Raw genomic sequence first — 12,338 nt, forward strand, 5'->3', positions numbered from 1 at the left:
GCAATCACTCAGAGACCGACGTCCGGCAGATGCGGACGGTTGGCCAAGGCCTTGGCCATGATCTGCTCGACGAAGACGCGATCGGCTTCCGGCAGGGCCAGGCGTGGCGGACGGGTCAGCGCGCTGCCGCGCCCGGCGATGGCTTCGCACAGCTTGATGCACTGCACCAGGTCGGCACGAGCGTCGAGGTGCAGGATCGGCATCAGCCATTCGTAGATCGGCATGGCGTCGGCGAAGCGTCCGGCCTTGGCCAGGCGGAAGATGGTTTCACCTTCTTTCGGGAACACGTTGGACATGCCCGACACCCAGCCTTCGGCGCCCACGGCGAGGCTTTCCAGCACCACATCGTCGAGGCCGGCGAACAGCACAAAACGGTCACCCACTTCGTTGCGAATGTCGATGAAGCGGCGGGTGTCACCTGAGGAATCCTTGAAGCACACCACGTTGTCGCAGTCGGCCAAGGCAATCAGGATGTCCGGGGTCACGTCGTTTTTGTAGATCGGCGGGTTGTTGTAGACCATCAACGGCACGTCGGCGTTTTTTGCCACATAGCGGTAATGCTCGGCGGTTTCGAACGGCTTGGAGCCGTAGACCAGTGCCGGCATCAGCATGACGCCATCGACTCCGACCTTGCGCACTGCATTGGCGACCTTGGCCGCCTCCACGCTGGTGAATTCCGCCACGCCGCAAATTACCGGCACACGGCCGCGAGAGGCATCGACTGCGACTTCCGTCACGGCGATTTTTTCTGCAGCGGTCAACGAAGTGTTTTCGCCTACCGAGCCGCAAACCACCAGGCCCGACACGCCGTCGCGGATCACGTTGGAAATCACCTGATGGGTTTTTTCCAGGTTGATCGAAAAGTCATCGTTGAATTGAGTGGTCACCGCTGGGAAGACGCCACTCCAGTTAATGCGCTTGCTCATTGTTGCCTCCAGGTTGTTTATTGTATTTCGTATACGATATGTAAAATGAAAAAAATCGGCTAGTGGTTTTTTCAGGTTCTGGTGGTTTTTTTCAGCCGCCGGTCGGGGTGTTCTGTATTGCGTGTATTCAGGCACCGGGCCAGGTGTCTGACAGTCGGTAGCCTTGTGGCCACGGATCGCTGGGATCGAGCAGCAATTGATGGGTGCCGGTGATCCAGGCCCGGCCGGAAATGCACGGGTAGATAGCGGGGCGCCCGGCCACTTCGGTCAGTGAGTCAATCCGACAGTGGAATTCGGAGCCGATGATCGAGCGACCGATAAAGCGCTCGCCGACGCGCATCAAACCCTTGGCGTGCATCACCGCCATGCGCGCCGAGCAACCTGTGCCGGACGGCGAGCGGTCGATCTTGCCCGGTTGGATCACCACCGCGTTGGCGCCGGTGGCGATGCCGTTCTCGTGGACGACGGGTGCCGCGATCTGGCAAAAGGAAATGTGCGACCACTCAGGGTTCAACGGATGAACAAAGCCCAATTGTTGGTTGGCGGCACGGGTGATTTTCAAACCGACCTCCACCAGGTCGGCGGCTTCATCGGGGCGGATTGAAAAGCCCAGTTCCATGGCATCGGCGATCACAAAACTGTCGCCGCCATAGGCGGTGTCGACCTTGAGCGTGCCGACACCTTCTACTTCGATCCACGCGTCGAGGCGATCGGCGAAGGACGGCACGTTTTTGATTTCCACCCGTTCCACCTTGCCGTCACGGCAATCGGCCACGGCTTCGATCAGGCCGCCAGGGGCTTCGAGCACCAGCCGGGTTTGCGGTTCGGTCATTGGCACAATACCGGTGTCGAGCAACACGGTGGCCACGCACAAGGAATTGGAGCCGGACATCGGCGGGGTATCCGCCGGTTCCATGATGATCCAGGCCATGTGCGCCCGCGGGTCTTTGGCCGGTACCAGCAGATTGACGTGGCGGAACACCCCGCCACGCGGCTCGTTGAGCACGAAGTTGCGCAGGGTTTCATCCTTGGCTATCCAGCGTGATTGTTCCCACACCGTGGCGCCGGGCGGTGGTGCGACCCCGCCGACAATCACGTCGCCGACCTCGCCTTCGGCGTGGCAGCTGACGACATGAATCACTTTCGATGAGCGCATTGTCTGTTCCTTCTATCATCTGTCAGGGCCCTCTCGTGGACAAATGCTTAACCCTGTAGGAGCTGTCGAGTGCAACGAGGCTGCGATCTTTTGATTTTTTAAAGGCAAGATCAAAAGATCGCAGCCTCGTTGCACTCGACAGCTCCTACGGGGGTAAGCATCTGCTCGCGATGAGGCCGTCAGTTATTTCACCGATTTGAGAAACGCCGCGGTTTCGGCGTGCACCGGGTTGCCGATCACCTGATCCGGCGAGCCGATCTCATGCACCAGGCCGTTGCGAAAGAACGCCACGCGGTCGGATACGTCCCGGGCGAAGCGGATCTCGTGCGTCACCAGCACCATGGTCATGCCGTCTTCGGCGAGCATGCGCATGGTGTCCAGCACTTCGCCGACCAACTGTGGATCGAGGGCCGAGGTGGCTTCGTCGAACAGCATGTAGTCCGGTGACATGGCCAGGGCGCGGGCGATGGCCATGCGTTGTTGCTGACCGCCCGAAAGCTTGCCGGGGAACACCTTGAGTTTGTCACCCAGGCCAACGTGAGTCAGTTGCTGCACGGCCAGGGCCTCGGCTTCGGCCTTGCTTTTGCCCAGGACCTTGCGCGGGGCGAGCATCACGTTTTCCAGCACGGTCAGGTGCGGGAAGGCGTTCCATTGCTGGAACACGATGCCGATTTTCTGCCGCAGGTGATTGAGGTCGGTTGCGCGGTGATGCACCTCGACGCCATCCACGCGGATGTTGCCTTTCTGGATCGGTTCAAGGCCATTGATGCACATCAGCAGGGTCGATTTTCCCGAGCCGGAGCCGCCGATGATGGACACCACTTCGCCCTTGTTCACGGTCAGGCTGACACCCTTGACCACATCAAGGTCGCCGAAGGATTTGTGTACGTTGTCGATCTCAATCATTTTCTTGCCACCTTCTTTCCAGACGAGCGCCGAGGCGTGCGACCACCAGGCTCATGATGTAGTAGATAAGGCCCGCGATGCACAGCACCAGCAGCGGTTCCTGAATGCGGGTCACGATGGTTTGCGAGGCGCGCAGCAGTTCGACGATGCCGATCCACATCACCAGCGCGGTGTCTTTCATCACGCCGAGCACCAGGTTCAGCCAGCCGGGAAAGGCGACCCGCGAAGCCATCGGCAGGACGATCCAGCGCAGGTCCTGGAAAAAACTCAGGCCCAGCGAACGGCTGGCCCGGCGCACGGTCAGCGGTACCGACAGCACACCGCCGCGCACGATCTCGGTGAAGTACGCGGCGGCGTAAACCCCGAGCACGATGCAGCCCACGCTGAACGCACTGATGTTCAGGCCGACGATGCTCTTGAGCGAGTTGAACAGCACGAACTGGATCAGCAGGGGCACGCTGCGAAACACGTCCAGCACCCACGCCAGTGGCAAGCTGGCCCGTGGCAACAGCGCTCGCAGCAGGCCGAATACCAGCCCGGCGAACGTGCCGAGCAAGATCGCCCAGCAAGTCAGTTGCAACGTGATCCAGGCGCCATTAAGCAGGAACAGCAGGTCGTTCCAGGAAAAACTGGTGGAAAACATAGTCACGTCCTCAGTAACGGAACAGCCGCCAGGCCATCAGCCGGGCCGTCGCGACGATCGCCTTGGCAATCAGGTAATACAGCACCGCCGCGATGGTGAAATATTCGAAGGTGCGGAACGTCTTGACGTTGTAGTCCTGGGTCACGCCGGTGAGGTCGTTGTTGAGCCCGACAATCACCCCCAGCGACGTCATCAACACCGCCCAGACCATCTGGTTGCTCAGCGGGTAGAACACGATCCGCAACAGCTGCGGGACGACGATCATCCGGTAGGTCTGGAAAGCACTCATGCCCAGCGAACGCGCGGCCCGCACTTGCGTGCCAGGCACCGCCTTGAGCCCGCCGCGGAAGTTTTCCGCGAGATAGCCGGCATTGTTGAAAGTGATCCCGGCCAGCAGCGCGAACCAGGAACTGACGTGCAGGCCCAGTGAACCGAGGCCGAAGTACAGAACGTAGATCTGGAACAGCGACGGGGTATTACGGGCAATCGACACCCAGCCGTTGCCAATGCCGCGCAGCAGCGGGTGTCTGGTTTCGCGCATGACGGTCAGGGCCAGGGCGATCAGTACGCCGAAAATCATCGACAACGCGGCCGTCTCGAACGTGACCCAGGCGCCGGCGAGCATGTCCGGCAAGGCGCGCAGGGTGGCGCGCCATTGGAAGGTGTAATCAAACATGCGCGAGGCTCTCCATCAGCAAGGCGGGTTGCAACCAGCTCGGCAGTCGCCCGCTGGCGCTGCCAGTGCAAGCGGCATCAACGCACTCGGCGAGGCTGGCGAAGTGCACTTTGCGCCCGACCAGACCGGGTGCGTAATGGGCGTATTTGCCCGAGTTGGTCATTAAGGTTGTGGCGGCCGGCGGGATCACCGGCTCGCCGAGCATGCACCAGCAGGTATCGGTCACCAGGGTGGCGCCGAAGGCTTCAATCACGCCGATGTGTCCGGCGTCACGCGCCTGTTCCAGCACCGCACGACCGCACGTGATGGCGAGCACCACCTCGGGGTGTTTGTGCCGGCCGCGACACAGCCGTGCGAGGTGAGCAAACTCGCTGAGCGAGAAGTGCGGATTACCCAGCGAGACCACGTCCACGCGGCTGTCACGGGCACTGTTAAGCTCGCGCCAACTGCCCAGCAGGTCCACCAGGCGGATGGTTTCCACAGGCACCGGGACGTCGGCGTCCAGCGCTTGGGCAGGGTCGAGTGCTTCGGGTGTGACTCCGGCAATATGAAACAACGGCGCGGCCGACGTAGTGGCGAACGCCGCGCCGAAGGCTTTCAGATCGTCGAGGTCGGGCTGGCGCTGTTCCAGCCCGAACACCAGCGGGATCCGGCTGCCCGCGAGGGCACCGATGTGGTAGCCGAGCAATGGGTAGAACGCATCGTCAAGTTCGCCCAATTCCGGTAATTCAACGCGCAGGCGCGCTTTGCGTGGCGCGTCCAGATGACAACCGATCAGCGGCGCGCGGCCGGTCAAGGCGATGCAGATATCCAGGTAATCCGGGTACTTCAAGGTGCGTGCACCGAGCACGCTGTTGGCGTAGACCACCGCGTTGGATTCGGCCCAGACGATCTGCTCGCCGGCCTTCGGTGCGGTGTCGAGCAAGTAGGGGGCACAGGTGAAACTGAGCTGCGCACCCATCGCCATGTAGGCATCGCCCAAGGCACTGGCCGGTTCGCCGAGCAACGGGTCGATGCCCAACGCTCGCCAGCGGCGCTGGTCCACGGAAATTGAATTGAGGGTGGTGGGCACGCGAACCTTTGCGCCCCAGTGCACCAGTTGTTCGGCAAAGCGCAGGCTCGCCGGTCCGGTGTAAATGCAGCCGTCAATGTGGGCCTGCGAGATGTCCACCAATTGTCGGGCGCCTTGCAGTTCGGCCATGCGCAGGACAATTTGCATGGCCACCTGCGCAGCTTTGCCGTGCTCGCCATCGAGCAGCGAACGGTCGAACCCGGTGAGCTCGATCGACGCGTGGGGTTCGCCTGTGTGCGTCAGTGTTTCGGTTGGCTGCCAGCCATCGACGGGCAGGTGATCGAACAGCTCCAGCGAGGCGCCTTCGACTCGGGCGAAGGCTTTGCCGCGCAAGGTAGCAAAGGCCTCCTGGCCGATGCACAGCACCGGCAGTGAACGCTCGAAAATGGTCTGCGCCACTAGCACGCCCAGGGTCAGAATCTCATCGGCTTCGGCCAGGACCAACGCCGCCGGTGCATGACCGTTGCTGATCAGCTCCATCAGCACGCTGCTGCCGGTACACGAACCGCGACCACTGGGAATGGCCAGCACACGGTCGCTCAGATGTTCGCCGCTGAGCGGATGGTGACGGTCGATGACTTCACCCGTGTAAGGGTCGACACCGCCCCAGAAGCTCAGCCCGACATCGGCAAACAGCAGCGCGCCCTGGGCGGAGCCCGAAACCAGGTTACGACCGATGAGAGCAGTGGACCCAGGCATGCCGGACACCTTAGTAGTAAACCCGCGGTACGGTCAGGTCGGTCGGCGGGATCTCGGTGCCGACCCATTTGACGAACAGCTCTTTATAACGACCGCTGCGTACCTGCTGATTGACGAACAGATTGAGGTAGTTGAGCAGTCCGTACTCGTTGCGTTTGGCGCCCAGGGACACAAAGTCAATGGTGTAAGGCGCGTTGCCGGCGATTTTCAGGTTTTTGTATTTGCCCGACTTGATCGTCGCGGCGGCCACGGTATTGGTCACCACCGTGGCGTCGATGTGACCCTGGGCCACCGCCAGCAGCGTGTCGCTTTGTGACTGGTAGGCGCGGAAGGTGCCGCTGCCCCATTTCTTCACATCGCCCTCCAGCGCAATGGCTTCAAACGTGCCGCTGGTGTTGCCCAGCGCTTTGCCCTTGATGTCGTCGAAGCTGTTGATGCCGGTGTTGTCGCGTGTCAGCACGACCATCTGGAAGGCGAAGTACGGCACGGTGAGGCCGACGGTCTTGGCGCGTTCAAGGGTGTCGGAGGTCGAGGCAACGATCACGTCAGCCCGTCCGGAGATCAGCGCTGGAATGCGGTCGGGGAACGGCGTTTCCACCACTTCGGCGTCGACCCCGAGGATCTTCGCCAGGTCATTGCAATAGTCCACGTCGAAACCGGCAGGCGCGTTGCTGGCATCGCGGAAACCCATGGGCGGGAAGTCCAGGGTCACAGCGCAGCGCAGCTTGCCGGAACCGATAATGTCGTCGAGCTTGTCAGCGTGGGCGGTGGCCATGAAGGAGGTACTGAGAACAGCGCTGAGGGCTACGGCAAATGCGGGGTTTTTCATAGAGGCCTCGTTCTGGGAAAGTGCTGTTGAATATCGTATTGGGGATTTCGTATACGATATTAATCATAGCAATGGCCGTGCCGATTCTGCTTTTACCGCATTTTTTTTGCCGATCCTTGAAGCAGGGCGGCTCAGCGCAAGCGACGGGCGCAACAGCGCGACGGTGTCGGTCAATGAGGTGTTACGGAAGGGAGCACACTCGGTGCGCAGCGCCCCTTAAAGGAACATTTTACCGACGGCTGTCGCGGTACTGGCTGGGCGAAAGACTGGTGAGGGCGCGGAACTGGCGGCTGAAAGCACTGTGGTCGGTGTACCCACAGCGTAGAGCGATTTCGGTGATGGGCAGGTCGGTGTCGAGCAACAGACGCGAGCCCTCTTCGAGGCGGGACTTGTGGATCATCTGCCGTGGCGTGAGCTGGAACACCCGTTTGCAATGGCGTTCCAGTTGCGCCACAGAGAAACCGGCGATGGCCGTCAGCTCGGCAAGGCTGATCGGTCGGGCGAAATGACGGCGGATGTGTGCGTCCACCGCTGCCAGTTTCTGGAACGCCGGATGGTTGGACTGGGGCAGTTGCAGGTCGCGGGAAATGCCCGCGAGACCGACGATCCGCCCCTGTTCGTCATGCAGAGCGAGCTTGTGGGTCAGGCACCAGACTGGCTGGTTGCCGAAATACAGGTGCAGTTCCAGTTGATCCGCCAGTTCTCGCCCCGTGGCCAGCACGCGCCGATCCTGCTCGGTATACAGCGGGCCAAATCGTGCCGGGAAGACCTGGTCCGCCGTCAGCCCGAGCAGTTGCTCGCTGTGCTTGAGACCACACCGTCGAGCCAGGGTCTGGTTGACGAAGGCATAGCGCGCGTCGCTGTCCTTGATGAAGAACACCACGTCCGCCAAGGTGTCGAGCAACGTCGCGATGGGTTGCAGACTGCTCAGCAGCGTCGGCAAATCGCAGGGTTTGAATTGTTTGAGTGAGGGGAACATAGCGCTGGGGCCTGGGGGCAACTACCGGGATCATAAAGACTCGGCAGCGCCCCCGAAACCCCAAAGCGATTTACGCGGGCGGGGTATCGTCCAGGCACATCAGGGTTTCGATACGGGCCGGGCTGAACGGCGGTCGCGGGGCCGAGGGTTGCCAGTCGAACAGATACTGCAAGGCGCCGCCACACACTCGGCCCTGACAGGCGCCCATGCCGCATCGGCTGGCCAGCTTGGCCGCGCGCCATTCAGTGTGCCCGGCCAATGCCGCATAGGGCACGTCTTCGCAGCGACAGACCAGCGTGTCGGCCTGTGCCAGCGACTTGAGTTGCGGGTCAAGGCTGAAGGCACGGTTCAATGCCGTGGCGAAACGCTGCCAGCGCGCCCGACGTGGCCACAAGTGGCGTGCCGCTGCGGTGTTGTTGACGGCGGCATGCCCGGCAATTGCACCTTCGACCAACGCCAGTTCACTGCCGCCAAAACCGGTACATTCACCTGCCGCGTAGTGGTCGGCCCGGCCCGTGGCTTGCCAGACATCGACCGCGAGCGCCGTGCCATCGAGTGCGCAGCCCAGCGCCTGACCGAGTTGAGTATTGGGAATCAGGCCGAAACCACAGGCCAGGCGATCACAGGCCAGTTCGACGATTTTGCCCTGTTTGCGCAGACGCACACCTTCCAGCCGTTCATTACCCAAGGCGGCCACGATGTGGGAGCCCGTGTGGTAATGGCGGTCAAACAGGCTGAAGGATTGCAACAGTTTGCCCGGCCAGCGTGGAAGTTGCAGGGCGAAGCCGGCGACCGCAGATGACGAGGCTTGCTCGGCAATGTGCAACACATCGGCACCGCTGTGTTTCGCAGTGGCCGCGGTGGCCAGTAACAACGGCCCGCTGCCGGCGATCACCACGCGCTGATCCTGCACCGGCAGGCCGCCCTTGATCAGCGCCTGAAGTCCTCCCGCCCCCGTCACCCCTGGCAATGTCCAGCCGGGGAAGGGCAGCAGCAATTCGCGGGCTCCGGTGCACAGAATCAGTTTGTCGTAGCCGATCAGCCAGCCGTGATCGGCGTCTTCCACCAACAATTGTCTGGGGCCGGAACAGGCGATCACGCGAGTGCCGGCGTGGTGGTGGATATTGCTGTGGGTGTGCAGGCGCTCGCGCATCTTCCGTGCTTGATTTGGCAGGCGGGCCAGAGGCCCGTCGCGCCAGATCTGGCCTCCGGGCAACGGGTTATCGTCAAGCACGATAATGCGTGCGCCACTGGGTGCGGCGGCGAGGGCGGCGCTCATGCCAGCAGGGCCGGCACCGATGATCAGCAAGTCGGCGTATTCGTTCATGCTCGGGTCCTTACCTGCATGCCGTCCTGACACAGCGTCTGGCAGGCCAGTCGGCGACGGCCGTCGATGGTCACCCGGCATTCCTGGCAGATGCCCATGCCGCACAGCGGTGCACGCCGCTGGCCGCTGACCGAGGTGCGAGTGCACCCGTCGTCGGCCAACGCCAATGCCGCGGCGACCGTCGTGCCTTCGGCCACCCGCAGGGCGCGACCGTCCAGGACCAAATCAGGCATACACGGCCTCCCCGAGAAAGCGTTGCGGCAGATAGTCTTGCGCCGCTAATGGCGGCGTCTCATTGAACAGTTGCGCGACCAGCAAATCGGCGGTGCCGGGGGCCGTGGTGACCCCCAAGCCTTCGTGACCGACCGCCAGCCACAAACCTTTGCGTGATGGGTGCTCACCAATCAGTGGCAGTCCGTCCGGGCTGGCGGCGCGAAAACCGGTCCAGGCCCGGATGCCGTTGAGCTGAGCCAGGCCTGGCATGTACTCGGCGGCGCGCTTGAGCATTTTCGCGAGCATCCAGCCTTCGACCTGCGGGTCGGTGGTGCCGAATTGTCGCGAGGCGCCGATGAACAGTTGCCCGGTCGGCCGGGGCTGAATGTTGCAGGCGGTTGATGGCCCTGTGGCGTTGTGGGCGCTGGTGACATAGCCGAGCTCCACCAGCGTGTGGGTGACCTTGCCGGGGTAGCGGTCGGTGATCAGCAAGTGGCCTTTTTTCGGCTCGATCGGCAACTCGGGGCACAGGTCGCTGGCCTGGATGCCGTTGGCCAATATGACGGCCTCGGCGCTCAGCCACTGGCCGTCATCGAGGCACACGCGGTTGCCGTCGACCTCGCTGACTCGCGCCCTGCGTTGTTCGATGCCGGCGGTGTCGAGCATCCAGTTGGCGGTCGCCGGGGCATAAAGAATGCCATCACCGTTGATCAACAAACCGCCTTCGAGGCCTTCGCGCAGTTCAGGTTCACGGACACGCAAAGCGTTTCGAGCGATCAACTCGCAGGCAACGCCCTGGGTCTGAAGGTCCAGATATTTGCTGTGGGCCACGGCCATTTCTTCGGCATTGGCGGCCAGCCACAACGTCCCGTTGTTGCGGTAAGCGCAGCCTTCCGGCAAACCCGGCGCCTGTTCGCGCCAGCGTTGCAGCGAGTATTGACTCAGGGCCAGCTCGGCGGGGTTGTCGTCGAGCACCAGCAAGTGGCCCATTCCGGCAGCCGTTGCACCCTGCAGGCCAGCGTCCAGCACCAGCACGCGCAAGCCGCGCCGGGCCAGCGCCTGAGCGCACGCGGCACCGATGATGCCGGCACCGATCACGATGACATCGGCCACCAGGCCTTGGTTCATGGGCGAATGCCCCAGGCGAACGGGTCGTCCTGTTCGATAATCAGGCTGGCCTCGGCGCTGATGAAAGCACGGCCACGAATCGTCGGTACGATGCGCTCGCCGTGTTGTTCGTAGGAGGCTTCGAACTCGCTGCCGATGACGCTGGCCTGCCGCCAGATCTGGCCCGGTTGCAATTTGTCATCGGCCGCCAGGCAAGCCAGTTTTGCGCTGGTGCCAGTACCGCAGGGCGAGCGATCGTAAGCCTTACCGGGGCAGAGCACAAAGTTGCGGCTGTCGGCCTGCTCATCCTCGGCGAACAGCTCGACGTGGTCGATCAACCCGCCGTCTTCGCCACGTATTCCCTGAACGTCCAGTGCTTGCTGCACGGCGAAGGTATAAGCGGTCAATGCATCAAGGTTGTCGCTGGCGACGCGCAGACCATGCTCGGCGATCAGGAAAAACCAATTGCCGCCCCAGGCAATATCACCGACCACCTGGCCGATCCCCGGCACCTGCAACGACACGGCTTTGCGATAACGGTAGGCCGGCACGTTGCGCACGCTGACGGAGCGGTCGTCGTGCAAAGTCGCCTGCACCGTACCCACCGGCGTTTCGATGCTGTGCACGCCCGGTCCGATTTTACCCAGATGGGCCAGCGATGCCACCAGGCCGATGGTGCCGTGGCCGCACATCCCCAGGTAGCCCGCGTTATTGAAGAAAATCACGCCGGCGCAGGCCGCCGGGTCAACCGGCTCACACAACAGCGCGCCGACCAGCACATCACTGCCCCGCGGTTCGAGTACGCAGGCGGTGCGCCATTGGTCATGGTGTTCAGCCAGTCGTTGCAGACGTTCGACCATGCTGCCGGTGCCCAGCTCGGGAAAACCGGAGGTCACCAGGCGGGTGGGTTCGCCGCCGGTGTGGGAGTCAATCACGGTGATTCGTTTCATGAATGGGCCACGTCCGTTCAGATGAGTGAACGCAAGAGTGGCCCGTGCGGGGGCTTGCAGGCTTGATGGATTTACCCGGTGCCGATGACGAAATCGGCACAGTGCTTCGAGCGATCAGTGGTGGTGGGGTAGGTGCTCAAACAGCGTTTTGCAGACGCCGGCGATGTGTTCGTCGAGCAGTTTCACCGCTCGATCGACGTCACCAGCGCGGCAGGCTTCGAGGATCTCCCGGTGTTCGTGATCGGCGCGCTCCTTACCCGCGGAAAGGCTCATCTGCATCCGCAGGTAACGTTCCAGTTTGTCGTTGACCGAACGGATCAGACTCACCAGAAACGGACGTTGTGCCGGCTCATAGAGGCAGGCATGCAGTTCCCAATTGAGCTCGGCCCAACGTCCCACATCATCTTCGCCGACGAATTCCTGGCAGATGCGTTCGGCGCGGGCGAAGGTGTCTTCGGTCATGTTGGGAATGGCCAGGCGAAGCACCTTGTCTTCGAGCAACATGCGCACTTCGAACATCTGCGCCAGCTCGGCATCGGACACCCGTGTGACCATCGCCCCGCGATTGCGCTGGAACATCACCAGACCTTCGGCTTCCAGGCGCTTGAGGGCCTCACGCACCGGGATCTTGCTGACGTTGAACTGCCGGGCGATGTCGTCCTGGCGAATCGGCTCGTCCTCGGCGAAATGCCCGGCGACGATGGCGTCACGCAGATGGCGGGTGATGATTTCAGACGTCGAAGGCGCATTGCCCAAGTCTGGAGCATTGAATTTGGGTAGGGTCACGGCGGCAGTCGTTCGGGTTGAGGTGGAGATATGGTATACGAATTTTCGTTGGGCTCAGTGCGTCCGACG

General features: G+C 62.3%; 13 protein-coding genes. All 13 read right to left on the reverse strand.

Annotated elements, in window-relative coordinates; all coding sequences use genetic code 11:
* Positions 1-8 precede the first annotated feature (8 nt).
* Positions 9-926 carry a dihydrodipicolinate synthase family protein gene (locus tag F8N62_RS21580; RefSeq protein WP_150712579.1) on the reverse strand — a complete coding sequence of 306 codons (918 nt, stop codon included), beginning with the start codon at positions 924-926 and terminating at the stop codon, positions 9-11.
* A 127-nt stretch (positions 927-1,053) separates the two neighbouring features.
* A complete protein-coding gene (locus F8N62_RS21585) occupies positions 1,054-2,082 on the reverse strand; it encodes a trans-3-hydroxy-L-proline dehydratase (RefSeq protein ID WP_150712580.1) in 1,029 nt (342 codons plus the stop codon).
* A 183-nt stretch (positions 2,083-2,265) separates the two neighbouring features.
* Entirely contained in the window at positions 2,266-2,988 is a 723-nt protein-coding gene (locus F8N62_RS21590; protein WP_008042626.1) for an amino acid ABC transporter ATP-binding protein, read from the reverse strand.
* Positions 2,981-3,631 (reverse strand): amino acid ABC transporter permease, encoded by a 651-nt coding sequence (locus F8N62_RS21595; protein ID WP_150712581.1) that lies wholly within the window; start codon positions 3,629-3,631, stop codon positions 2,981-2,983. The genes F8N62_RS21590 and F8N62_RS21595 overlap by 8 nt, the downstream gene beginning before the upstream one ends.
* Before the next feature lie 10 nt (positions 3,632-3,641).
* Positions 3,642-4,307 (reverse strand): amino acid ABC transporter permease, encoded by a 666-nt coding sequence (locus F8N62_RS21600; RefSeq protein ID WP_150712582.1) that lies wholly within the window; start codon positions 4,305-4,307, stop codon positions 3,642-3,644.
* A complete protein-coding gene (locus tag F8N62_RS21605) occupies positions 4,300-6,078 on the reverse strand; it encodes an aconitase X (protein ID WP_150712583.1) in 1,779 nt (592 codons plus the stop codon). Before F8N62_RS21605 ends, F8N62_RS21600 begins: the two co-directional genes overlap by 8 nt.
* Positions 6,079-6,088: 10 nt before the next feature.
* Positions 6,089-6,907: a transporter substrate-binding domain-containing protein gene (locus F8N62_RS21610; RefSeq protein WP_150712584.1), complete on the reverse strand. Its 819-nt coding sequence runs from the start codon at positions 6,905-6,907 to the stop codon at positions 6,089-6,091.
* Positions 6,908-7,136: 229 nt separating this feature from the next.
* On the reverse strand, positions 7,137-7,886 hold the full coding sequence (locus tag F8N62_RS21615) for an AraC family transcriptional regulator (RefSeq protein ID WP_150712585.1): 750 nt from the start codon (positions 7,884-7,886) through the stop codon (positions 7,137-7,139).
* 70 nt (positions 7,887-7,956) lie between these two features.
* The gene (locus tag F8N62_RS21620) at positions 7,957-9,213 is read right to left on the reverse strand and encodes an FAD/NAD(P)-binding oxidoreductase (protein WP_150712586.1); all 1,257 of its coding nucleotides are present in this window, start codon (positions 9,211-9,213) and stop codon (positions 7,957-7,959) included.
* On the reverse strand, positions 9,210-9,446 hold the full coding sequence (locus tag F8N62_RS21625) for a 2Fe-2S iron-sulfur cluster-binding protein (protein ID WP_150712587.1): 237 nt from the start codon (positions 9,444-9,446) through the stop codon (positions 9,210-9,212). The genes F8N62_RS21620 and F8N62_RS21625 overlap by 4 nt, the downstream gene beginning before the upstream one ends.
* Complete coding sequence (locus F8N62_RS21630) at positions 9,439-10,554, reverse strand: NAD(P)/FAD-dependent oxidoreductase (protein WP_150712588.1); 1,116 nt, start codon at positions 10,552-10,554, stop codon at positions 9,439-9,441. Before F8N62_RS21630 ends, F8N62_RS21625 begins: the two co-directional genes overlap by 8 nt.
* Entirely contained in the window at positions 10,551-11,483 is a 933-nt protein-coding gene (locus F8N62_RS21635; protein ID WP_150712589.1) for a 4-hydroxyproline epimerase, read from the reverse strand. The genes F8N62_RS21630 and F8N62_RS21635 overlap by 4 nt, the downstream gene beginning before the upstream one ends.
* A gap of 114 nt (positions 11,484-11,597) precedes the next feature.
* Complete coding sequence (locus tag F8N62_RS21640) at positions 11,598-12,269, reverse strand: GntR family transcriptional regulator (RefSeq protein ID WP_008029632.1); 672 nt, start codon at positions 12,267-12,269, stop codon at positions 11,598-11,600.
* Between the last annotated feature and the right edge of the window lie 69 nt (positions 12,270-12,338).

It is taken from the genome of Pseudomonas fluorescens (genome assembly GCF_902497785.1).
Taxonomy (GTDB): Bacteria; Pseudomonadota; Gammaproteobacteria; order Pseudomonadales; family Pseudomonadaceae; genus Aquipseudomonas; species Aquipseudomonas fluorescens_BO.